A 21601-nucleotide genomic window follows, 5' to 3' on the forward strand; every position below is an offset into this window, starting at 1 on the left:
TCCGATCAATTGCCCATTCTGTGACTTGACTCAAACGCTTTCCGCGCAAATGATGCATGTAATCGTTTACATGATCAAACCCGAAGAAATCAGAATGGTCAATGTAATCGATTTCACTGTCCGGTCGAGGAGGAGCGGACATGGAAGGCGTCCGCACCGGATGGAGGAGATCCGGTCAGGGCGTGGAGGATCCGGCCATCCGACTGAACACGGGTGGTCACCAGGGAGGAAATCATGAAATCCATTCGCACGACGCTTGTCGCGGCGACGGCCCTTTGCGGCGTCTCCGTGGCCCATGCCACAGATCTGGAAGTCACCCATTGGTGGACCTCGGGCGGTGAAGCCGCTGCTGTGGCCGAATTCGCCAAGGCCTTCGATGCCACCGGCAACAAGTGGGTCGACGGCGCCATCGCCGGTTCCGGCGGCACCGCGCGGCCGATCATGATCAGCCGCATCACCGGCGGCGACCCGATGGGCGCCACCCAGTTCAACCACGGCCGTCAGGCCGAGGAGCTGGTCGAGGCCGGCCTGATGCGCGACCTCACCGAGATTGCCGAGAAGAACAATTGGAAGGACATCGTCCGTCCCGCCAGCCTGCTCGACAGCTGCACCCTCGACGGCAAGATCTACTGCGTGCCCGTCAACATCCATTCCCAGCAGTGGCTCTGGCTGAACAACTCGGTCTTTGAAAAGGCCGGTGTCGCCGTGCCGACCAACTGGGACGAATTCGCCGCCGCCGCCCCCAAGCTTGAGGCCGCAGGCGTCGTGCCGCTGGCGCTGGGCCAGCAGCCCTGGCAGACCACCCTGGCCTTCCAGGTCCTGCTCGTCGCCCTCGCCGGCCCCGATGCCTACACCAAGGTCTTCGGCGACAAGGATGCGGAATTCGCCGCAGGCCCGGACATGGCCCGCGTCTTCCAGGCCGCCGCCACCGCCCGCGACATGGCCAAGAATTCCAACGTCCAGAACTGGAACGACGCCACCACCATGGTCATCACCGGCAAGGCCGCCGGCCAGATCATGGGCGACTGGGCGCAAGGGGAATTCCAGGTGGCCGGACAGGTCGCCGGCAAGGATTACACCTGTCTGCCGGGTCTCGGCGTGAACGAGGTGATCCAGACCGGCGGTGACGCCTTCTACTTCCCGAAGGTGGATGACGCTGCCATCACCGAAGCCCAGGGCGTCCTCGCCGAGGTGATGATGTCGCCGGAAACCCAGGTCGCCTTCAACCTGAAGAAGGGCTCCCTGCCCGTGCGCGGCGACGTAGACCTGAATGCGGCCAACGACTGCATGCGCAAGGGCCTCGACATCCTGGCCAAGGGCAACGTCATCCCGTCCCCTGACCAGCTCATGTCCGCCGACAGTCTGACCCTCGTGAACGATCTCTTCGTGGAGTTCTTCAACACCCCGTCCCTGACGGCGGAAGAGGCCCAGACCCGTTTCGCCTCCATCGTGGAAGAAGCCGACTGAGCTGACGTCCAGCACTGACCGGACCGGCGCCCGCGCTCCTCCTCACCCGAGGGCGCGGGAACCGGTCCGGGCCTGGGCCCGGCCTCTGCCTGAGGGCTCCCTTGCCATCCCGGCGTGCGCCCCGGTCGCCTTGCGACCGCGCATGGGGAACTGCGCCATCCGGCTCGGGAAAGAGGCTTCCGGCGTCACGACAACCCGCAAAAGGTCTTCCGCATGGCTGCAATGGCTCGCCCCGCAAGGTGGCACAGGAACATCAGCGCCAAGGTCGCCGCGATCCCCATGATCGCGACCGCCCTGTGCATCTTCATCGGCGGCACGGCCTGGACGGTGGTCTACTCCTTCACCAACTCCAAGCTCCTGCCGAAGGAAAGCTTCGTGGGCCTGCGCCAGTACGAGCGTCTCTGGGGCAGCAGCAAGTGGCTGACTTCCATCGAGAACCTGGCGATCTACGGGGCGTTCTCCCTGATCTTCGCGCTGGTCATCGGCTTCCTGCTCGCGGCCCTGCTCGACCAGAAGATCCGTTTCGAGGACACGTTCCGCACCATCCTGCTCTATCCTTTCGCCCTGAGTTTCATCGTCACCGGCCTCGCCTGGCAGTGGATCCTCAACCCGGACTTCGGCGTGCAGGCCGTGGTGCGCGGCCTGGGCTGGGAGAGCTTCACCTTCGACCCGCTCTACAATCCGGACATCGTGATCTACGGGGTTCTGATCGCTGGTCTCTGGCATGAGACAGGGCTGATCATGTGCCTGATGCTGGCCGGCCTGCGCGGCATCGACGAGGACATCTGGAAGGCCGCACGCATCGACGGCATTCCGACCTGGAAGACCTATCTCTTCATCGTCATTCCCATGATGCGCGGCATCTTCATCACCGCCATCGTGCTCATCGCCTCGGGCATCATCAAGGTCTACGACCTCGTCGTCGCCCAGACCGGCGGCGGCCCGGGCATCGCCTCGGAAGTCCCCGCGAAATACGTCTATGACGCCATGTTCCTGTCCCAGAACCTCGGTCAGGGCTTCGCCGCCTCGACCATGATGCTGCTCACGGTGGTGATCATCGTCGTGCCCTGGGCCTATCTCGAATTCGGAGGCAAGCGCAAATGACCAAGACGCCCCACCTCCTGAAGAACTCCCTGAAGTTCCCGCAGCCCGAGCTGGAGCCTGTCGACACCACCGTTGCCGTCGCTACCGCTGCGACCCCGACGCCAAGCGGCACGCGATCCGATCTCGAACCTGGCCCGCGCGGACGCAAGCCGGCACGCCGCTTCTCGCGCCGCAATCTCTTCATCTATGGCACGCTGACCCTTGTCGCCCTCTACTATCTCCTGCCCCTCTACGTGATGGTCGTCACCTCGCTGAAAGGCATGCCGGAGATCCGCCTCGGCAACATCTTCGCGCCCCCGCTCGAAATCACCTTCGAGCCCTGGGTGAAGGCCTGGTCGGAGGCCTGCACCGGGCTGAACTGCGACGGCCTGTCCCGCGGTTTCTGGAACTCGGTGCGCATCCTTGTTCCCTCGGTGATCCTGTCCATCGCCATCGCCTCGGTGAATGGCTACGCGCTGGCCAACTGGCGCTTCAAGGGGGCGGAGCTCTTCTTCACCATCCTGATCGTCGGCGCCTTCATCCCCTATCAGGTGATGATCTATCCGATCGTGATCATGCTGCGGGAAGTGGGGCTCTACGGCAGCCTGACCGGTCTGGTGCTGGTGCACTCGGTCTTCGGCATGCCGATCCTGACCCTGCTGTTCCGCAACTACTTCGCCTCGGTGCCGGAAGAACTCTTCAAGGCCGCACGGGTGGACGGCGCCGGTTTCTGGGCGATCTACTTCAAGATCATGCTGCCCATGAGCCTGCCGATCTTCGTGGTCGCGATCATCCTGCAGGTCACCGGCATCTGGAACGACTTCCTCTTCGGCGTGATCTACACCAAGCCGGACCTCTATCCCATGACCGTGCAGCTCAACAACATCGTGAACTCCACGCAAGGGGTGAAGGAATACAACGTCAACATGGCGGCGACCATCCTCACCGGCCTCGTTCCCCTCTCCATCTACTTCCTCTCTGGCAAGCTCTTCGTTCGCGGTATCGCGGCGGGCGCCGTCAAAGGCTGAAGGATCACGCTCATGGAACCCAGCATTTCCATCCGCAACCTCTCCCTCGACTTCGGCTCCCTTAGAGTGCTGAAGGATCTGGACCTGAATGTCGGCCAGGGCGAGTTTCTCGTCCTGCTCGGGTCGTCGGGCTGCGGCAAGTCCACCCTGCTCAACTGCATCGCCGGCCTTCTGGAAATCTCCGAGGGTCAGATCTTCATCGGCGGGCGCAACGTGACCTGGGAGGAACCGTCGCAGCGCGGCATCGGCATGGTCTTCCAGTCCTACGCGCTCTACCCGCAAATGACGGTGGCCGGAAACCTCAGCTTCGGCCTGAAGAACGCCGGGCTGCCCAAGGCGGAAATCGCCGCCCGCGTGGACCGGGCCGCGAAGATCCTGCAGATCGAGCCCCTGCTCGACCGCAAGCCCGCAGCCCTCTCCGGCGGCCAGCGCCAGCGGGCCGCCATCGGCCGGGCGCTGGTGCGCGACGCGGATGTCTTCCTGTTCGACGAGCCGCTCTCCAATCTGGACGCCAAGCTGCGGGCCGACCTGAGGGTGGAGATCAAGCAGCTCCATTCCAAGCTGAAGAACACGATGATCTACGTCACCCATGACCAGATCGAGGCCATGACCCTGGCCGACCGCATCGCCATCATGCGCGGCGGCTCGATCCTCCAGCTCGACACGCCGGAAGAGATCTACCTGCGCCCGAACTGCCGCTATGTGGCGAATTTCATCGGCTCGCCGTCCATGAACTTCTTCGACGGACGCATCGAGGGCGGCGATCATCTGCGGTTCGTGTCCGGCAGCCTCAACCTGCCGCTTGCCGGCTATGCCTTTGCCGACCCGCAGGGCGCGCGCCCCGGCCCGGCGACCCTCGGCATCCGGCCCGAGCACATCGTGTCCGGCGCAGAGGCAGAAGCCGCCGCCATATCCCTCACCGCCGAGGTGGACCTGATCGAGCCTCTGGGCTCGGACACCTTCGCCCGGGTCACCCTCGACGGCAGCAACCTCTGGATCCGCCTCGACGGCCAGGCCCGCACCCGCCCCGGCGACCGTCTGGTGATCGGCTTCGCCCCGGAACGCGCCCATCTTTTCGACCTCGATACCGAACTTCGTCTTTGACCCGTTGAACCCACAGGAATTTCGGAAATGGAACTGTCCTTCCAGCTTTATTCTGCCCGCGACTTCACCCCCTGGGACGATGTGCTCGCCACGCTGGCCGGCCTCGGCTACACCCAGGTCGAAGGCTTCGGTGGCAACTACGCCGACCCGGCCGCCTTCCGCGCCCTGCTCGACAAGCACGGCCTGACCATGCCCTCCGGTCACTTCTTCCCGATGGAACAGTTCGAGGACGACATCGCCAAGGTCATCGCAACGGCGAAGACCCTAGGCATGGGCCGCGTCTTCGTGCCCGCCGTGCCGCCGCAACAGCGCTCGGGCGATCCGGCCCACTGGCGCGCCCTGGCGCAACGGCTCGAGGCGATTGCCGCACCCATGAAGGATGCCGGCCTACGCTTCGGCTGGCACAACCACGATTTCGAATTCAAGCCCTTCGCCGACGGCAGCGTGCCGATGGACATCATCCTCGACGCAGCCCCGTCGCTGGAGTGGGAAATGGATGTGGCCTGGGTGGTGCGTGGCAATCACGATCCGCTGGCCTGGATCGAACGGCACAAGGACCGGATCACCACGGCCCATGTGAAGGACATCGCCCCGGCAGGCAAGTGCACCGACGAGGACGGCTGGGCCGATGTCGGCCACGGCACCATGGACTGGCCGGCCATCATGAAGGCCCTGCGCGGCATCGGCATCGACCTCTTCGTGATGGAGCACGACAAGCCGTCCGATGCGACCCGCTTCGCCACCCGCTCCATCGCCACTTTCAAGACCTTCTGAGGATCCCTGTCATGAGCAAGTCCCTGGGCATCGGCATTCTCGGCTGCGGCAACATCTCCGCCGCCTACATGCGCCTCTCCCCTCTCTTCCGTGGCATCGAGGTGCGCGCCTGCGCCGACCTGAACGAGGCCGCCGCCAAGGCCCGCGCCGAGGAATTCGGCCTGCGGGCGGAGACCGTCGACGGCCTGCTGGCCGCCGATGACATCGACATCATCGTCAATCTGACCGTTCCCAACGCCCATTTCACGGTCTCGAAGGCCGTGCTCGAGGCCGGCAAGCACGTTTATTCGGAAAAGCCCTTCGTGCTGAGCGTGGACCAGGGTCAGGAGCTGGCACGGATCGCCGAGCCCAGGGGCCTGCGCATCGGCTCCGCGCCCGACACCTTCATGGGCGCGTCCCATCAGCTGGCCCGCGCCCTGATCGACGGGGATGCGGTGGGCAAGGTCACGTCCGGCACCTGCTTCGTCCAGAGCCCGGGCATGGAAATGTGGCATCCGAACCCGGACTTCTTCTTCCAGCCCGGCGGCGGCCCGATCCTCGATCTCGGTCCCTATTACATCTCGAACCTGGTGCAGCTGCTCGGACCCGTGAAGCGGGTGGCGGCCATGAGCTCCATGGGCTCGCCCGAGCGCACCATCACCTCCCAGCCCCGCAACGGCGAGAAGATCAAGGTCGAGACCCCGACCACGATCCACGCGGTGCTGCAGTTCCACTCCGGCGCCCAGATCACCTATTGCGCAAGCTGGGATGTGTGGCAGCACGGGCATTCCAACATGGAGCTCTACGGCCGCAAGGGCACGCTGCACGTTCCGGATCCGAACTTCTTCGGCGGGGAAGTGCGCATGACCGAGCAGAATGTCTTCGTCAACATCCTGCGCGAATGGGATCACCCCTTCGCCAAGGCCAATGACCGGGGCCACGCCAATTACCGGACCGCAGGCCTTGCAGATATGGCACAGGCCATCCTGGAAAATCGGCCGCACCGTTGCTCTCTCGAATTTGCACTGCATGTTGTGGAGGTGATGACCGCGATTCTCGCCTCAGGCGAGCGTGGCGCCTTCATCGACATGCAAACGACCTGCGACCGGCCGCAAGCGCTGGATCCGCAGGCAGCAAGGGGCCTTCTGGCCTGAACGGGAGAGACCATGACCTGGACTGCATCGTCCGCACGCTACGACAAGATGATCTACCGCCGCTGCGGGAAATCCGGGCTGAAACTACCCGCGATTTCCCTCGGGCTGTGGCACAACTTCGGCGATGACACCCCCCATGCGACCAAGCGGGCCATTGCCCGCACGGCCTTCGATCTGGGCATCACCCATTTCGATCTGGCCAACAACTACGGGCCGCTGCCGGGGTCGGCGGAGACCGCGTTCGGCGAGTTGCTGCGCAAGGATTTCGCGCCCTATCGCGACGAGATGATCATTTCGTCAAAGGCTGGCTATGGCATGTGGCCGGGGCCTTATGGCGAATGGGGCAGCCGCAAGTATCTCATCGCCTCCTGCGACCAGTCCCTGAAGCGCATGGGTCTCGACTATGTCGACATCTTCTATTCCCATCGCTTCGATCCGGACACGCCGCTGGAAGAGACGATGATGGCGCTGGACCACATCGTCCGGTCGGGGCGCGCGCTCTACGTGGGGATCTCCTCCTACAACTCGAAGCGGACCCGGGAAGCGGTGGCGATCCTGAAGGAGCTGGGCACCCCCTGCCTGATCCACCAGCCGAGCTATTCGATGATCAACCGCTGGGTGGAAGAGGATGGCCTGCTCGACACTCTCGAGGATCTGGGCGTCGGCTCCATCGCCTTCTCGCCGCTGGCTCAGGGCATGCTGACCTCGAAATATCTCGGCGAGATCCCGGAAGGCAGCCGGGCGACCCAGGGCAAGTCCCTGCGGCCGGAATTCCTGAACGAGGAGAACCTCGCCGCCATCCGCGCCCTGAACGAGATCGCCAGGAGCCGCGGCCAGACCCTCGCCCAGATGGCGATTGCCTGGGTGCTGCGCCACGGTCGCGTCACCACGGCACTCATCGGTGCCAGCCGTCCGGAGCAGGTGATCGACTGTGTCGGCACGCTCGAGAACCTGGACTTCTCGGACGAGGAACTGCGCCTCATCGAGGACACCACCCGGGAGGCCGACATCAACCTGTGGGCTGCCTCCGCAGAGCGCAAAGGACCGGCGCGCAAATGATCCGAAATCCCATCCTGCCGGGCTTCAACCCGGATCCCTCGATCTGCCGGGCAGGCGATGACTACTTCATCGCCACCTCGACCTTCGAATGGTATCCGGGCGTGCAGATCCACCGCTCCACCGATCTGGTCAACTGGGATCTGGCCTGCCGCCCCCTGTCGCGCGCCTCGCAGCTCGACATGCGCGGCAATCCGGACAGCGGCGGCATCTGGGCCCCGTGCCTCAGCCATGCCGACGACCGGTTCTGGCTGGTCTACACGGATGTGAAGCGGCTGGATGGGAACTTCAAGGACGCACACAACTACATCGTCACGGCCCCTTTCATCGAGGGGCCGTGGAGCGATCCCATCTACGTCTGCTCCCACGGTTTCGACCCGTCGCTCTTCCATGACGACGACGGCCGGAAGTGGTTCCTGGTGCTCCAGTGGAACCACATCTCCAATTCCGTCGGAGGCCATCCGAAGCACCCGGCCTTCGACGGCATCCTGCTGCAGGAATGGTCCGAGGGGGAGGGTCTCATCGGCAAGCCGAAGAAGATCTTCTCCGGCAGCCCCCATGGTCTGACCGAGGGCCCCCATCTTTCCAAGCGCAACGGCTGGTACTACCTGACCGTGGCCGAGGGCGGCACCGGTTATGGCCACGCGGTCACCATGGCCCGATCGCGCCAGATCGACGGCCCCTACGAGCTGCACCCGGCAACCCACCTGATCACCGCGAAGGATGATCCCGACGCACCGCTGCAGCGCGCCGGCCACGGCCAGATCGTCGAGACGCCGGACGGCCAGACCTATCACACCCACCTGTGTTCGCGGCCCATTCCCGGGCCCGACGGCACCGGACGCTTCTCGCCGCTTGGCCGCGAGACGGGCATTCAGAAATGCGTCTGGCGCGACGACTGGCTCTGGCTGGAACAGGGCGGCACAGTGCCCGCGGTCGAGGTTACGGGCCTGACCAATGCTGCGCCCCGACCGGCCGCACCGATCGAACACCGCTTTACCGGCGAGGACCTTCCGCCCGAGTTCCAGTGGCTGCGAACCCCGGAACCCCGGCGCCTCTACACGCTCACCGGCTCCGCCCTGCGGCTGATCGGGCGCGAGAGCATCGGCAGCTGGTACGAGCAGTCGCTGATCGCCCGCCGCCAGGAACACCTCGCCTATCGGGTGGAGACCACCCTCGACGCCTTCGCGCCGGAAACCTATCAGCAGGCCGCCGGCCTCACGACCTATTACAACCGGCACAAGTTCCACGCCGCCGCCGTGAGCCACACCGAGGCGCTCGGACGCTGCCTGATGTTGATGTCCTGCCCCGGCGACTGGCCCAACGGCCAGATGCAGTTCCCGGCCGATCCGGTGCCGCTTGCCCCCGGTCCGGTGGAGCTCGCCGTCGAGGTAGACCATGCCGCGCAGCAATTCTTCTGGCGGCAGGACGGCACCGACTGGCACCCCTTCGGCCCGGCCCTCGACGCGAGCGTCATCTCCGACGAGGGGGGGCGCGGCGAGCACGGCTCCTTCACCGGTGCCTTCGTCGGCATGATCGCCTTCGATGTGACCGGTCTCGGTCGCACCGCCGACTTCACCCGTTTTCTTTACGCCCCGAAAGACGGGCGCAAGGCCTGACCAACCCGGCATTTCCCGCCGACGCAGACACCGCAACAGGAAGAGGAGTTTCTCATGGCAGGACTGATCAAGGGTCCGGCGCTGTTTCTGGCCCAGTTTGCCGGAGACGAGGCTCCCTTCAATTCCCTCGACGCCATCGCCCGCTGGGCGGCGGGCCTCGGCTACAAGGGGGTCCAGATCCCCACCTTCGACGCTCGCCTCTTCGACCTGGACAAGGCGGCCGAAAGCCAGACCTACTGCGACGAGATCAAGGGCATCTGCCGCGACGCCGGGGTCGAGATCACCGAACTCTCCACCCACTTGCAGGGTCAGCTCGTTGCGGTCCATCCAGCCTATGATCTGGCCTTCGACGCCTTCGCGCCGGCAAGCGTCCACGGCCAGCCGAAAGCGCGGCAGGAGTGGGCGGTGGACCAGATGAAGAAGGCGGCCGTCGCCTCCCGCCGTCTGGGCCTTTCCGCCTCCGTCAGCTTCACCGGATCGCTTGCCTTCCCCTACCTCTACCCCTGGCCGCAAAGACCGGCCGGGCTGATCGAGGAAGCCTTCGGCGAACTGGCCAGGCGCTGGAAGCCGATCCTCGACGTCTATGACGAGAATGGCGTCGACGTGGGCTACGAGATCCATCCGGGCGAGGATGTCTTCGACGGCGCTACCTTTGAGATGTTCCTGGAAGCGCTCGGCGGCCACGCCCGCTGCCGGATCAACTACGACCCGTCCCACTTCCTGCTGCAGCAGCTCGATTATCTCTCCTTCATCGACATCTACCACGAGCGCATCTGCGCCTTTCACGTGAAGGATGCCGAGTTCAACCCGGATGGACGGCAAGGCGTCTATTCCGGCTATCAGGGTTGGGTCCAGCGCGCAGGCCGCTTCCGCTCCCTCGGCGACGGCCAGGTCGATTTCTCGGGCATCTTCTCCAAACTCGCCCAGCATGGCTATGACAGCTGGGCGGTGCTGGAATGGGAATGCTGCCTCAAGTCGCCCGAACAGGGTGCCGCCGAGGGCGCCCCCTTCATCGAGAGCCACATCATTCAGGTAACCGACAAGGCCTTCGACGACTTTGCCGGCGGCACCACTGACCGGGCGCAGCTGCGCGCCATGCTGGGGATCGACCGATGAGACGCTTGAGACTGGGCATGGTCGGCGGCGGTCAGGGCGCCTTCATCGGCGCCGTCCACCGCATCGCTGCCCGCATGGACGGTCAGTGGGAACTGGTCGCGGGCGCGCTGTCCTCCGATGCGGAGCGGGCCCGCGCTTCCGCAGCCGAACTCGGCATCGAGCCGGACCGTGCCTATACGGACTTCATCGAGATGGCCGCCCGCGAGGCAGCGAGGCGGACCAACGGCGGCGACGGCATCGACGCGGTGGCCATCGTCACCCCCAACCACATGCACGCCGCCCCGGCCATCGCCTTCCTCGAAGCGGGCATCCACGTGATCTGCGACAAGCCGCTGGCGGCGACCCGCGAAGAGGCCGACGCCATCGCTAAGGCCGCCGCCCGGTCTCGCGCCCGGTTCATCCTCACCCACAATTACACCGCCTATCCGCTGGTCCGTCAGGCGCGCGAGATGGTGGCCCGGGGCGATCTGGGCACCATCCGTCTGGTTCAGGCGGAATATGTCCAGGACTGGCTGACGGTCGAGACCCACAACAAGCAGGCGGACTGGCGCACCGATCCCGCCCGATCGGGTGCGGGCGGCTGCGTCGGCGACATCGGCACCCATGCCTTCAACCTCGCCTGCTATGTCTCGGGCCTCACGCCGGAGGAGCTTGCTGCCGATCTCGACAGTTTCGTGCCCGGCCGTCAGGTGGACGACAATGTCCACGTGATGATGCGCTACGAGGGGGGCGCCAAGGGCCTGATCTGGACCTCCCAGGTCGCCCCGGGCAACGAGAATGGCCTGCGGCTGCGGATCTACGGCGACAAGGCCGGTCTCGACTGGCACCAGGAAAACCCGAACGAGATGCGCTACACCCCCTTCGGCGAACCGGCCCGCATCCTCACCCGGGGCGGCAGCGGCACGACGCCGCAAGGCAGCCGCAACCTGCGCACCCCCGGCGGCCATCCGGAAGGCTATCTCGAGGCCTTCGCCACGCTCTACACGGAAGCGGCCGCCTTGATCCGGGCCGATGCGGCGGGACAGAGCGCCGACCCGGCAGTCCACGCACCGGGGATCGAGGACGGGTTGGCCGGCATGCGCTTCATCGCCGCCTGCATCGCCTCCTCGCGCGCCAACGGCCTCTGGACCCGGCTCTGAGGCCGCTCCGCTTCCTCACCTGACGCAACAACGCCGCCCGGATCGCTCCAGGGCGGCGTTGTTCTTGTCTCACTCCCTCTCGGCCGTCTGCCCTCAGGCGGCGAGCAATCCCTTCTGCTTGGCCACATGGGTCGCAATCGCGTCCATCAGCGCCGGCGACAGGGCGTCATAGGGTTCCAGCCCCAGCTCGCGCAGGCGGGCGCGGATTGCGGGCATCTGGGACGGGTCGACCCCGCTTTCGATCACCGACGAGACGAACGCCGCGAATTCCGGCGGCGACCAGCCATCCTGATCGCTGAGTTCCGTGTGAACGAAGTCGAGGCCGTAGAACGGATGACCGGTGTTCTCGATCCGGCCGAACATGTGCACGCCGCAGTCCTTGCAGGCATAGCGCTGGATCGTGGCGCTGGGATCGACGATCTGCAGCTTGTCGCCGTTGGCGGTGACCTTCACATTGTCGCGGCCGACCACGGCGATCTGGGCGAAGGTCGCCCCGGCCGGCTTCCAGCACTTGGTGCAGCCGCAGGCGTGGTTATGCGCCGTCTGCGCGCTGACCTCGACGCAGACCGGATTGGTGGCACAGTGGCACTTCAACGTGCCGCCGGAAAAGCCGGCCCTGGCCGGCGAGAAGCCATTGTCGATGGCTGGATGGATACTGACCATGGGGTTTCCTCCGCTTCCTCGGCGATGCAGGGCGCATTCACCTCCCCGGATCAGCATTGGCTCGAAGGCCTGAGCACACAATACAGCGGAAAGTCGCGGTTTTCGGAGGCCTTCGGGAGGTTTCAGCGCACCCGGCGCCGCTGCAGCCCCCTGCCGGGATCATAGCCCCAGAGCGCACCGCCCATGCAGAGGCAGAAGGTGAGAACGACCCAGCCGAGCGCGGGAAGATTGAGCTGGCCATAGAGCGCGAAGCGGATCAGCTCGACTGCATGGGTGAAGGGATTGAAGGCACAGACATCGCGCAGGAGCGGCGAGCTTTCCGCCATCTTCCAGAGGGGATAGAGCGCGCTCGAGAGGAAGAACATGGGAAAGATCACAAAGTTCATCACCCCGGCGAAATTCTCCAGCTGACGGATGGTTGAGGAGAGCAGCAGCCCGAGCGCCCCGAGCATCAGCCCGGTTGCCACCAGCACCGGCACCAGCAGGGCGAGACCTTCGAGCGGGATCTCCACCCCGAACAGGACCGCAAGCGCCAGGAAGGCCGCGACCTGCAGGATGGAGACGAGAACGCCTGCCAGCAACTTCGACAGAAGCAGCCACCAGCGCGGATAGGGCGAGGTCAGGAGCAGCCGCATGGACCCCATTTCCTGATCATAGACCAGGGACAGGGAAGACTGCATGCCGTTGAACAGCTGGATCATGCCGCACAGGCCCGGAATGATGTAGACCTCATAGGTGATGTAGGTCTGATAGGGCGGGATGATCGACAGGCCCAGTGCCGCCCGGAAACCTGCCGCAAAGACCAGCAACCAGACGAGCGGACGGACGAGGGCTGCGAGAAAGCGGCCCCGCTGGGACAGGAACCGCCGGGCCTCGCGCAGGCAGATCACCCGCATCGCCACCATCCATCCGCTCATTCGGCTGCCTCCCCGGCCCTTCCAGTTGCGCCCTCTCCCACCGGGCCGGCCGCGCCGGACGCCCCTTCCCGCTCCTCCCCGGTCATGGCCAGGAACCGCTGCGCCAGCGTGGTCTCGCCGGCCAGATCGCGAGCATCGCCCTGCGCCAGAACCTTGCCCCGGTGCAGGATCACCACTTGGTCCGCCGGGCGGATCTCGTCGACCAGATGGCTCGCCCAGAGCACCGCCGGGCGATGACCGTCCAAACCGTGCGCGGCGAGATCATGCACATGATCGGTGATCGCCGCCCGCGACGCCGCATCCAGCCCCACGGTGGCCTCGTCCAGAAGCAGCACCGCGGGACGGTGGATCAGCGCCCGCGCGATTTCCATGCGCCGCCGATGACCTCCATTGAGATTGCGCACCGGTTCCCCGGCCCGCTCCCGCATGCTCAGCCGGTCAAGCGCCGCCTCGATGGCGCACCTCGCCTTGCGACCGGAGAGCCCGTGCAGTCCGGCGAAATAGGTCAGGTTGCTCCAGACGCTCATGTCCAAATCCAGCGTCGGTTGCTGGAACACCACGCCGATGGCGGCCAGCGCCGCGCGCGGATGGCGGGCAAGGTCGTGTCCGGCCACCTCGATCCGGCCCGCACGCGCCACAACCAGCCGGGTGAGCAAGGCAAAGAGCGTGGACTTGCCCGCCCCATTGGGGCCAAGCAGCGCGCAGAAGACACCGGGCTCCACCCGGAAGCTCACATCCTCAAGCGCCGCCGGGCCCTTTGCGGCGTAGCGAAACGTGATGCCGTCCACCTGAAGCCCGCTCATGCCAGCGCCTCCCGTTCCCGCGGCCTGAACGGCCGCTCTTCCACCAGCCGCGCCGGAGACCCGTCAAGCCGCATCACCCGGTTGGCCAGAGAACGTGCCTCCGCCTCCGAATGGGTGACGAGCAATGTTGCGGGCGCGTGCTCGCGCAGGAGATCTCGGGTGAGCGACAGCATCTCGGCAGCCGTCGCCTCATCCAGCGAGACATAGGGCTCGTCGAGGATGAGAAGCTCCGGCCGTCCGGCAAAGGCCCGGGCAAGGGCAAGACGGCGCTGCTGGCCAAGCGAAAGCTGCCCTGGAAAGACCCCGGCCTTGTCCTCCAACCCGACCCGGCGGAGCAGGTCCATCGCCTGCGCCTCGGTCAGGTCTGGATGCACCAGCGTGAGATTTTGCAGGCATGTGCGCCAGGGCAGCAGCACTGGTTCCTGAAAGACCATGGCCAACCGCTCCGGTCGCCGGACCCGGCCCTCGAAATCCGGATCCAGCCCGGCAACGATCCGCAGCAGCGTTGACTTTCCCACCCCTGACGGCCCGAGGATCGCCAGTGTCTGCCCCGGCGCGACCGTGAAGCGGATATCGCCCAGAACCTCGAGCGAGCCGAAGGCCTTGCGCTGCACATGAACCGCCGTCATGCCGCCCTCCATCGCCGCACCCGCCGCTCCACAGGCTGGAGAACCAGCCCTTCGACCGCAAGCATGACCAGAATGAAGGAAAAGGCATAGACCAGCACCATCGCCACATCGAACTGCTGGAAATGAAGGTGGATCTGGAAGCCGATGCCGTTCGAGCGCCCGAGAAACTCCACCACCAGCACGATCTTCCAGATGACCGCCAGACCCGAGCGCGCTGCCGCCGTGATAAAGGGAGCCAGCTGCGGAAGAAGAATGTGGCGCAGACGGGTCAGGGGCGAGAGACGATAGACCCGCGCCATGGCATCGACCTGCGGGTCGAGCGCCCGTGCGCCCTCCCGGATCAGCGCCGCCACATTGGGGATCTTGTTGAGCACCACCGCCGCGATCGCCGCCGTCTCGTTGAGGCCGATCCAGAGATAGCACAGCACGATCAGCACCAGCGCCGGCAGGTTGAGGAAGATGACCAGCCAGGGGTCGAGCCACCGGTCAACCCGCTCGGAGCGCCCCATCGCAAAGCCGATGAGACCGCCAAGCGCCATGGCCAGGCAGAAGGACCAGGCGACCCGCCACAGGGTCATGCCCAGATGAAAGGGCAAGGCTCCACTGGCCAGCTCCTTTGCCGCAGGGGCCACCATTTCCCAGGGCGCCGGCAGCACCGTGGGATCTCCCGTCAACTCTGCCGCGACCAGCCACAGCACCAGCAGCGCGCCAAGCGACGCCAACCGCTCGAGCGGCAGCCGGAAGACCGGCAGAAAGGCGGCATGGGGTCGGGGGGCGTGTCGGATGTCAGTCAAGGTGAAGGAACAACCCCTCCGGCAGCTGCGTCGCCGTGCCGACAAGCTCTTCGCCGCCCAGCTCCGCCATGATCTTCAGGAACCGGTCTGCCGCCGCTTCATCCACCGGGCGATCCGCCGGGATGCCCTCCAGATATCCTGCCTTCAGCGCCTCGAATTCCGCATCGCTCTTCGCCCCCATGGCAGGTTTCAGGGCGTCCCATGCGGCCTCATCGCTCTGCAGCAGGGCCTTGGCGGCGCGCGAGGCCTTTGCCAGCCCCTTGACCGCGTCCGGATGGGCCCGGACGAACTCCTCCTTCAGCACATAGCCGAGAAGCGGCGTATCAAGATCGAGCCCCAGCTCCTGCGCCGCATCGGAAACGGAGACAAGCTCGGTCATGCCTGCGGCCTTCATCTTCGCGAGGAAATGCCAGAAGTTGATCGCCCCCGCCGTCTCGCCGGTCAGCGCCGACTTGAAGATCAGCGGCGGCGCGCCGAACACCTGCTCGGTCTCGCCCTTCAGGTCGAAGCCGTATTTGCGGGTCGCATAGGCCCGCAGGATCAGCCAGGACTTGTCGAGCGGTCCTCCGGCAATGCCGATCTGCTTGCCCGCCAGATCCGGCAGCTCCTCGACACCGCTGTCCGGCTTGACGACGATCCCGCCCACCGCGCGCGAATAGGGCAGGAAGACATAGGCCTTGCCGGCCGCCCGCTGGCGCGCCGCCCAGATCCAGTCGGCCACGACCACATCCGCCTCGCCGCCTTCCAGGGCGATGCGGGTGGCCGCATTGTCCGCATAGTCCTGCACCGCGAACTCGAAGCCGTTCGCCTTGTCCAGGCCATTGGCCCGGATGGTGGAAATCTCCCAGTTCACCGTTCCGGTGGCCAGCATGGCGCCCCGGATCTTCGGCAGGTCCTGCGCCTGAAGCGGCGCGACCAGAGCCGCAAGCCCCGCGCAGACGCCCAGCGCAAGGCCGGTCAGGGTCTTTGCGAATGCATGTGTGATCAGGCTTCTCATCTCTGCCTCCCTCCCCCGGAGCAGAACGCCGCGCCTCCCATCGGAGAGACGCGGCGTCTTTCAAGCTACTGGATCGAAATCGTCACCTTCTGCGCATCCCCATGACTGTCGGGGATCTTGAGCTCGTAGGAGCCCGGTTTGATGGCGATGAAGGACAGGCGCGCCTCGCCCTCGTCGTCGAACTCCAGACTGTCGATCGCCATCGGACGGATCTCGATGTCGTTGATCACCACCTCGTTCATCCAGATGGCGCGGAAGAATTCAGGCCCGGTAATGGCCAGCTCCGCCGTGCCGTCGGCGACGAAATTGATCACGTAATAGGCCCCGGATTGCAGCACCGCGTCCTCGCCCAGCGGCTTGCCCGAGGCAAGCGTCAGGGTGATCGGTTCGCCCCGGTTGCACTTGGCGAGCAACCCGGCAAAGCCGAGGTCGTCACACAGGGGGGCCGCACTCGCGGCCACCGAAAGCCCGAGCGCGCCTGCAAGAGCTCCGGCAAGAGCTCCGACAAGCCCGGCAGCCCGGCGAGCGGCCCGGCCTTTCGCGCGATTATGTTGTCTCATGATCGTCCTCCCGGGCCGTCATCTTTGATGATGGTCTCCCCCGATCACGGCCCGGATCGACTTGGAAGCCCTTGCCTCTGGAGCGGACCGTTGCATTGCCGGTCTCTTGCTCCGTTTCTTTCTCTGGCGATTGTTCCGCTGCAGCACCCGTCACTCCGGCGCGACCACCACCCCCCAGGGCTGCTCGCCCACCTGGACAGACCGGATGACCTTTTCGGCCTTCACGTCGATGATGCTCACGTCATTGGAATTGCCGTTGGTGGTAATCAGGAAGGCCTCGTCCGGGGTGAAGGCCATCTGCCACACCCGCTGGCCGACCAGCAGATAGTCCGAGACTTCATCGGTCTTGCCGTCGATCACCGCGACCCGATTGGCCGGCCCCAACGCCACGAAGACCCGGGACGCGTCCTCCGTGATGCGGATGCCGACCGGCTGCAGCCATTCCGGCAACACGCCGGGCACCTGGAAGGCGATCTTGTGCACGATGGAGGGCTCTCCGGCGGCCGTGTCGATCACCGACACCGTGCCGCCGATTTCCGCACTCACATAGAGCTTGGACCCGTCGGCGGTGAATTCCGCATAACGCGGCCTCTGGTCCACCAGCACGTTGTGGGTGATGTCATAGCTCTCTGCATCGATGAAATGCGCCATGTTCGTCGTCTCGGAGGTGTTGACGATGTACTGGCCGTCCGGCCGGATCGCCATGCCTTCCGGCTCCACCCCCACCGGCACTTCCGCCAGAACCTGACGGGTCTTCACATCCACCACGGTGACCAGATTGTCGTCCTCATTGGCGATGTAAAGCGGATTGCCCGAAGGATGCAGCACGAAGAGCTCCGGATCAGGCCCTGAGGGAAGCGTGTGCAGCTCCTCATAGGTGTGCGGATCGAAGACCCGCACCACATCGTCGTCGGAAGCGCAGACATAAAGCTCCTTGCCGTCCGGGCTGATGGTGATGCCACGGGGCCGATTGCCCGCCGGAAACTCGCCGATCACCTCCCAGCTGGCGCTGTCCAGAACGGTGACAGTGTTGCCTCGTTCGTTGGTCACGAAGACCTTGTTGGCGAGCGCCGGAGGCGCAATCAGGAGGCTCGCCAGAACGAGCAGGCCGGGGCGGATCATGGGCGGATCTCCTTGAAGGCCGTGCAACCGGATTCCGGCCGGTCCAGCCCGAGCGTGTCGAGGGGCGATGTCTGATGCAGGAACCCGTCCTGCGGCGAGACAGACACCGTGAGATGCAGGTTGGTCAGAAGGATCGGCTGGCGCATCTGGCCATTCCAGGGCCGGAAGGTCACCTTCTGCCCCTTGAAGGCGGCAAGCTCGAACCCGTCCGACAACACATAGTCGCGCAGCCGCGCCGGGTCGTTCGATCCGGTCCGCGTCACCGCTTCGCCGATCACCCGCATGGCAAGCCAGGCCTGATAGTCCTGCGGGCGCATGGGCCGGCCGTTGAGCTTCTCGAACCGCCGCTGGAACTGGGTGGCGCCCCAGGCCTCATGGGCCCAGGTCCAACTCACCGGCGTGAGGCCCGCCGATCCCGCCACCGGGCGCGGGTCCCAGGTGTGATAGGGCAGATAGGGCGCAAAGACGTCGCTCTCGTCGGCGGCAACGACAACATCATGATCTTCCGCGCGCTGGGTGAAGACAGGGATCTGCCGCTGCACCAGCACATGACCGGAATCCGTGCGCCGCGCCCCACCCGTATCCTCGAACACCCGTTCCTCGACGATCTTCGCACCGAACTTGCGCGCGGCCCGTCGGTAGCTCTCCGCCAGGGCCAGATCTGCCGGATGCGACCCGTGGATCAGGAAGATGCGAGGCCACTTTTTCCAGACGAGAAACTGGACCAGCGCATCGGCCAGCATCGCCCGGCTGGGGGCCACGTGCAGGAGATTGGCCGCGCAAGCCTCGCTGCGCAGGTCGTCATCCGGCGCGCTGGCATTCAGGATCACGGCCCGCTCGCCCGCACGGCGCGCCAGCTCGGCAACCGTCGCCCCGTCCGCCATGACGGCGACCAGCCCGATGCCCTGCCCCAGCAACTCGTCCAGCGCCTCGACGGCGGCCTCCGGCGCAACCACGCGGGTTTCCAGGGTGTAGGTCGTGTCGGTGAAGCGGCCGGTGGTCTGATTGTCTTCCGTACCAAGCCGGCCCCCGGCAATCCCCAGATCTTCCGGGGGCAGATCAAGACGGGAAATCGGCAGGGAGCCCGTGGTGTCCACCCGCAGCAGCGCCGCCCGCACCTCGAGGGCCAAAGCAGTATTCGCGGAAAATGCTGCAAGGCAAAAAAGTAATGCGCCGCAGCAAAGGATCCGATGAGACCCTTTCGTGACAGACATTGCTGGTTTCCTCCCACGTGCCCCAGCTTCAATTTTAAGTAGAATGTCACCCTCGACTTAGAACAAAAACCGAGACCTAAGGATTATTGCCGTTGCGCCCTTGCCCAATAGGCTGAAACCCATCGCCTTGCGGCAAAGACCGGCCCTTCTCGCGCGTCAGCGCGCCCTGCACGGACATGACGACATGACCTCCACCTCCTCGTTTTCCGCCTTCCGCAATTTCTCCCTCGGTGTGGGGCTGGCGGGCCTTGCCCTGGCCGTGCTGGCCAGCCCCGTGGAGGCCCACGGCCCCACCCGCCAGAAGGTGACGCTTTCCACCGAAGTGGCCGCCACGCCCGACAAGGTCTGGGCGGTCGTCGGCAATTTCCAGGACATGAGCTGGCATCCGGCGGTGCACAGTTCCACCGGAACCGGCGACAATGCACCCGGTGCCACCCGCGTGCTCACCCTCGGCGAAGAGGGCGGCCCGACCATCTCCGAAGAGCTCTACAAGTATGACGCGGCGAAGATGACCTATTCCTACCGGATCACCGACGTGAAGGTGGAGGTGCTGCCGGTCACGAACTACTCCTCCCATCTGACGGTGAAGCCGGTGGGCAGCGACCGGTCCCTGATCGAGTGGCGCGGCGCCTTCTATCGCGGCTATCCCAACAACGATCCGCCCGCGAACCTCAACGACGAGGCCGCCGTTGCCGCCGTGAGCGGCGTGTATCAGGGAGGGCTCGACGCCCTGAAGGCCCGGTTCGGTGACTAGAACGGTCAGGCGGCCCGCGCATCCCGGCGCAGGGTCCCGTACGTTGGTGGCGGCGGGCCTGATGATCCTCGCCGTCACGTTTTCCTGCGCCCCCGCCTCGTCGGAAACCCTGATCATCACCAATCAGGGCAGCAATGACATCAGCGTGCTCGATCCGATGGATCAGGAGTGGAACGCAAGGGTCGCCATCCCCGGCGAACCGGCGGGGGTTGCCGTCTCCCCCGAGCTCGGGGCGGTCTTCATCGTCAGTCCGGGCAGCAAGACCCTGACCCGCCTGTCCCTCGGCGACCTCGAGATCCAGACCACATTGCAACTGGCGGGAGGACCGATCGGCGTGGCGGTCGACCCGTCGCGGCGGCGCGCCTTCGTTTCCGACTGGTACAACGCCCGCATCTGGGTGATCGACCTGTCAGACCCCACCGCCCTGCGCGTGGCAGGCGAGCTGGAAACCGGCAGCGCACCGGCGGGACTGGATGTCTCTGCCGACGGCCGCTTTCTCGCCTCCGCCGACAGGGATGCCGATCAGGTCTCCCTCTTTGATGCGGATCGCCTCACCCTGATCCGGCGCATTCCGGTGGGCGAACGTCCCTTCGGACTGCGCTTCCTGCCCGACGGCAGGCTGGCCACCGCCGATGTGGGCTCCAATGCGGTGACGCTTCTCGACCCGCGGAGTGGCGCGACCCTTGGCAAGGTTCCAACCGGCGAGCGCCCCTATTGCGTTGCCTTCGCCGGACACCGCGGTTTTGTCAGCAACCAGTATGGGGACAGCGTCACCGTCTTCGACACCCGGACCCTTGCGGTGATTGCGACCCTGCCGGTCGGCGAATATCCGGAAGGAATCGATGTCAGCCCGGACGGCCGCAGGATCTATGTGGCCAACTGGTTCTCCAACTCTGTCACCGTGATCGATACGGATACCCTGATGGTCCTGGACGAACTCGAGACCGGCGATGGCCCGCGTGCTCTCGGCCGCTTCGTCGTGCCTTGAACCGGCGGGACTTCAGGAAAGTCAGAAGGCGCTCACAAGCCGCCGGGTTCGGGCTGCAGATCCTCCACCGGATAGCCTTCGGCACTCCACCCATCCATGCCCTCGGGCAGCCAGAGCACCTGCCGATAGCCATGAGCGAGCGCCCGCTTTGCGGCATTCCAGGACATCCAGCATCCGGCCTGACAGAAGATCACCAGCGGCCGGGTCCGGTCTCCGCCGGTCGCAGCCTGCAAGCCGTTGAGGAAATAGCTTTCCATCTCTGGCGCGAGATCGCCATAGCCCGCATTGGCCAGCCAGAGACTGCCCGGGATCGACTGGCGCGGCGGCTGGCGCCACAGGGTGCCGGCCGGCAGCCCCTTGGGCTTCGGCGGGCGCGGCATCACGTCGACAAAGGCCGCCGCCTTCTGCTCCCACAGATCATGCGCCTCCCGCGCATCGATGACCCGGGCGCCGGCGAGCGTGTCGGGAACCGGGGCGCGATACTCATCGAGCCGATAGCCCTTCGGTTCCGGCACGTCAGCGGCCAGGGCAGGGACAACGGGAAAACCGGAGGCGAGGAGACCTGAGACGGACAGGACGAACAAGGCTGCGAGAAAGCGGACAAGCGGCCAGAATCCTGCCCGCCGCCTCATCAAGCCCAG

Annotated in this window: 23 protein-coding genes; 12 read left to right on the top strand and 11 right to left on the bottom strand. The window is 65.5% G+C overall.

Features of this window, described 5'->3' with window-relative positions; all coding sequences use genetic code 11:
* Window positions 1-113: 113 nt before the first annotated feature.
* Window positions 114-236, bottom strand: coding sequence for a hypothetical protein (locus FR728_RS19715; RefSeq protein ID WP_280115342.1), 123 nt, complete (start codon window positions 234-236; stop codon window positions 114-116).
* Between FR728_RS19715 and FR728_RS12680 the strand changes: the two genes are divergently transcribed.
* From FR728_RS12680 to FR728_RS12725, 10 genes are all read left to right on the top strand, one after another.
* Entirely contained in the window at window positions 235-1467 is a 1233-nt protein-coding gene (locus FR728_RS12680; protein ID WP_149893012.1) for an ABC transporter substrate-binding protein, read from the top strand. The two genes, FR728_RS19715 and FR728_RS12680, sit on opposite strands and share 2 nt — an antisense overlap.
* A gap of 213 nt (window positions 1468-1680) precedes the next feature.
* Window positions 1681-2571 (top strand): carbohydrate ABC transporter permease, encoded by an 891-nt coding sequence (locus FR728_RS12685; protein WP_149893013.1) that lies wholly within the window; start codon window positions 1681-1683, stop codon window positions 2569-2571.
* Window positions 2568-3578, top strand: a complete 1011-nt coding sequence (locus FR728_RS12690; protein ID WP_149893014.1) for a carbohydrate ABC transporter permease — start codon at window positions 2568-2570, stop codon at window positions 3576-3578. The genes FR728_RS12685 and FR728_RS12690 overlap by 4 nt, the downstream gene beginning before the upstream one ends.
* Window positions 3579-3590: 12 nt before the next feature.
* The gene (locus tag FR728_RS12695) at window positions 3591-4682 is read left to right on the top strand and encodes an ABC transporter ATP-binding protein (protein WP_149893015.1); all 1092 of its coding nucleotides are present in this window, start codon (window positions 3591-3593) and stop codon (window positions 4680-4682) included.
* 27 nt (window positions 4683-4709) lie between these two features.
* Window positions 4710-5456: a sugar phosphate isomerase/epimerase family protein gene (locus FR728_RS12700; protein ID WP_149893016.1), complete on the top strand. Its 747-nt coding sequence runs from the start codon at window positions 4710-4712 to the stop codon at window positions 5454-5456.
* An 11-nt stretch (window positions 5457-5467) separates the two neighbouring features.
* Window positions 5468-6589, top strand: coding sequence for a Gfo/Idh/MocA family protein (locus FR728_RS12705; RefSeq protein WP_149893017.1), 1122 nt, complete (start codon window positions 5468-5470; stop codon window positions 6587-6589).
* Between the two features lie 12 nt (window positions 6590-6601).
* Window positions 6602-7648 (top strand): L-glyceraldehyde 3-phosphate reductase, encoded by a 1047-nt coding sequence (mgrA, locus tag FR728_RS12710; protein WP_149893018.1) that lies wholly within the window; start codon window positions 6602-6604, stop codon window positions 7646-7648.
* On the top strand, window positions 7645-9264 hold the full coding sequence (locus FR728_RS12715; protein WP_149893019.1) for a glycoside hydrolase family 43 protein: 1620 nt from the start codon (window positions 7645-7647) through the stop codon (window positions 9262-9264). Before mgrA ends, FR728_RS12715 begins: the two co-directional genes overlap by 4 nt.
* Window positions 9265-9318: 54 nt before the next feature.
* The gene (locus FR728_RS12720; RefSeq protein ID WP_149893020.1) at window positions 9319-10380 is read left to right on the top strand and encodes a sugar phosphate isomerase/epimerase family protein; all 1062 of its coding nucleotides are present in this window, start codon (window positions 9319-9321) and stop codon (window positions 10378-10380) included.
* A complete protein-coding gene (locus tag FR728_RS12725) occupies window positions 10377-11519 on the top strand; it encodes a Gfo/Idh/MocA family protein (protein ID WP_149893021.1) in 1143 nt (380 codons plus the stop codon). Before FR728_RS12720 ends, FR728_RS12725 begins: the two co-directional genes overlap by 4 nt.
* A gap of 93 nt (window positions 11520-11612) precedes the next feature.
* Here the strand turns inward: FR728_RS12725 and gfa are convergent, their stop codons facing one another.
* The 9 genes from gfa to FR728_RS12770 form a co-directional block, all read right to left on the bottom strand.
* On the bottom strand, window positions 11613-12182 hold the full coding sequence (gene gfa, locus FR728_RS12730) for an S-(hydroxymethyl)glutathione synthase (RefSeq protein ID WP_149893022.1): 570 nt from the start codon (window positions 12180-12182) through the stop codon (window positions 11613-11615).
* A 122-nt stretch (window positions 12183-12304) separates the two neighbouring features.
* Entirely contained in the window at window positions 12305-13099 is a 795-nt protein-coding gene (locus tag FR728_RS12735; protein WP_149893023.1) for an ABC transporter permease, read from the bottom strand.
* Entirely contained in the window at window positions 13096-13902 is an 807-nt protein-coding gene (locus FR728_RS12740; protein ID WP_149893024.1) for an ABC transporter ATP-binding protein, read from the bottom strand. Before FR728_RS12740 ends, FR728_RS12735 begins: the two co-directional genes overlap by 4 nt.
* Window positions 13899-14531 carry an ABC transporter ATP-binding protein gene (locus FR728_RS12745; RefSeq protein WP_149893025.1) on the bottom strand — a complete coding sequence of 211 codons (633 nt, stop codon included), beginning with the start codon at window positions 14529-14531 and terminating at the stop codon, window positions 13899-13901. The genes FR728_RS12740 and FR728_RS12745 overlap by 4 nt, the downstream gene beginning before the upstream one ends.
* Entirely contained in the window at window positions 14528-15283 is a 756-nt protein-coding gene (locus FR728_RS12750) for an ABC transporter permease (protein ID WP_377176023.1), read from the bottom strand. Before FR728_RS12750 ends, FR728_RS12745 begins: the two co-directional genes overlap by 4 nt.
* Before the next feature lie 34 nt (window positions 15284-15317).
* Window positions 15318-16286, bottom strand: a complete 969-nt coding sequence (locus FR728_RS12755) for an ABC transporter substrate-binding protein (protein ID WP_377176020.1) — start codon at window positions 16284-16286, stop codon at window positions 15318-15320.
* A 101-nt stretch (window positions 16287-16387) separates the two neighbouring features.
* Window positions 16388-16882 (bottom strand): cupredoxin domain-containing protein, encoded by a 495-nt coding sequence (locus tag FR728_RS12760; RefSeq protein ID WP_208998787.1) that lies wholly within the window; start codon window positions 16880-16882, stop codon window positions 16388-16390.
* Window positions 16883-17032: 150 nt separating this feature from the next.
* A complete protein-coding gene (locus tag FR728_RS12765; RefSeq protein WP_149893027.1) occupies window positions 17033-18004 on the bottom strand; it encodes a YVTN family beta-propeller repeat protein in 972 nt (323 codons plus the stop codon).
* Window positions 18001-19218 (bottom strand): ABC transporter substrate-binding protein, encoded by a 1218-nt coding sequence (locus FR728_RS12770; protein WP_149893028.1) that lies wholly within the window; start codon window positions 19216-19218, stop codon window positions 18001-18003. Before FR728_RS12770 ends, FR728_RS12765 begins: the two co-directional genes overlap by 4 nt.
* Before the next feature lie 184 nt (window positions 19219-19402).
* Here FR728_RS12770 and FR728_RS12775 point away from each other — a divergent pair, with 184 nt between their 5' ends.
* Both FR728_RS12775 and FR728_RS12780 read left to right on the top strand, forming a co-directional pair.
* Window positions 19403-19972: an SRPBCC family protein gene (locus FR728_RS12775; protein ID WP_149893029.1), complete on the top strand. Its 570-nt coding sequence runs from the start codon at window positions 19403-19405 to the stop codon at window positions 19970-19972.
* 61 nt (window positions 19973-20033) lie between these two features.
* Entirely contained in the window at window positions 20034-20960 is a 927-nt protein-coding gene (locus tag FR728_RS12780; protein ID WP_149893030.1) for a YncE family protein, read from the top strand.
* A gap of 32 nt (window positions 20961-20992) precedes the next feature.
* On the opposite strand, the gene FR728_RS12785 is transcribed toward FR728_RS12780, so the two are convergent.
* The gene (locus FR728_RS12785) at window positions 20993-21592 is read right to left on the bottom strand and encodes a PQQ-dependent catabolism-associated CXXCW motif protein (RefSeq protein WP_149893139.1); all 600 of its coding nucleotides are present in this window, start codon (window positions 21590-21592) and stop codon (window positions 20993-20995) included.
* Window positions 21593-21601: the final 9 nt, after the last annotated feature.

Source organism: Roseibium aestuarii (assembly GCF_008477545.1).
In the GTDB taxonomy this organism is placed as follows: Bacteria; Pseudomonadota; Alphaproteobacteria; order Rhizobiales; family Stappiaceae; genus Roseibium; species Roseibium aestuarii.

Excerpts from the sequence above, each read along its gene's own strand:
- FR728_RS12725 (WP_149893021.1), top strand. The coding sequence starts at position 10,377 with ATGAGACGCTTGAGACTGGGCATGGTCGGCGGCGGTCAGGGCGCCTTC.
- FR728_RS12700 (WP_149893016.1), top strand. The coding sequence starts at position 4,710 with ATGGAACTGTCCTTCCAGCTTTATTCTGCCCGCGACTTCACCCCCTGG.
- mgrA (WP_149893018.1), top strand. The coding sequence starts at position 6,602 with ATGACCTGGACTGCATCGTCCGCACGCTACGACAAGATGATCTACCGC.
- FR728_RS12705 (WP_149893017.1), top strand. The coding sequence starts at position 5,468 with ATGAGCAAGTCCCTGGGCATCGGCATTCTCGGCTGCGGCAACATCTCC.
- FR728_RS12715 (WP_149893019.1), top strand. The coding sequence starts at position 7,645 with ATGATCCGAAATCCCATCCTGCCGGGCTTCAACCCGGATCCCTCGATC.
- FR728_RS12735 (WP_149893023.1), bottom strand. The coding sequence starts at position 13,099 with ATGAGCGGATGGATGGTGGCGATGCGGGTGATCTGCCTGCGCGAGGCC.
- FR728_RS12765 (WP_149893027.1), bottom strand. The coding sequence starts at position 18,004 with ATGATCCGCCCCGGCCTGCTCGTTCTGGCGAGCCTCCTGATTGCGCCT.
- FR728_RS12720 (WP_149893020.1), top strand. The coding sequence starts at position 9,319 with ATGGCAGGACTGATCAAGGGTCCGGCGCTGTTTCTGGCCCAGTTTGCC.
- FR728_RS12695 (WP_149893015.1), top strand. The coding sequence starts at position 3,591 with ATGGAACCCAGCATTTCCATCCGCAACCTCTCCCTCGACTTCGGCTCC.
- FR728_RS12780 (WP_149893030.1), top strand. The coding sequence starts at position 20,034 with ATGATCCTCGCCGTCACGTTTTCCTGCGCCCCCGCCTCGTCGGAAACC.
- FR728_RS12785 (WP_149893139.1), bottom strand. The coding sequence starts at position 21,592 with ATGAGGCGGCGGGCAGGATTCTGGCCGCTTGTCCGCTTTCTCGCAGCC.
- FR728_RS12760 (WP_208998787.1), bottom strand. The coding sequence starts at position 16,882 with ATGAGACAACATAATCGCGCGAAAGGCCGGGCCGCTCGCCGGGCTGCC.
- FR728_RS12690 (WP_149893014.1), top strand. The coding sequence starts at position 2,568 with ATGACCAAGACGCCCCACCTCCTGAAGAACTCCCTGAAGTTCCCGCAG.
- FR728_RS19715 (WP_280115342.1), bottom strand. The coding sequence starts at position 236 with ATGATTTCCTCCCTGGTGACCACCCGTGTTCAGTCGGATGGCCGGATC.
- FR728_RS12775 (WP_149893029.1), top strand. The coding sequence starts at position 19,403 with ATGACCTCCACCTCCTCGTTTTCCGCCTTCCGCAATTTCTCCCTCGGT.
- FR728_RS12685 (WP_149893013.1), top strand. The coding sequence starts at position 1,681 with ATGGCTGCAATGGCTCGCCCCGCAAGGTGGCACAGGAACATCAGCGCC.
- gfa (WP_149893022.1), bottom strand. The coding sequence starts at position 12,182 with ATGGTCAGTATCCATCCAGCCATCGACAATGGCTTCTCGCCGGCCAGG.
- FR728_RS12770 (WP_149893028.1), bottom strand. The coding sequence starts at position 19,218 with ATGTCTGTCACGAAAGGGTCTCATCGGATCCTTTGCTGCGGCGCATTA.
- FR728_RS12745 (WP_149893025.1), bottom strand. The coding sequence starts at position 14,531 with ATGACGGCGGTTCATGTGCAGCGCAAGGCCTTCGGCTCGCTCGAGGTT.
- FR728_RS12680 (WP_149893012.1), top strand. The coding sequence starts at position 235 with ATGAAATCCATTCGCACGACGCTTGTCGCGGCGACGGCCCTTTGCGGC.
- FR728_RS12740 (WP_149893024.1), bottom strand. The coding sequence starts at position 13,902 with ATGAGCGGGCTTCAGGTGGACGGCATCACGTTTCGCTACGCCGCAAAG.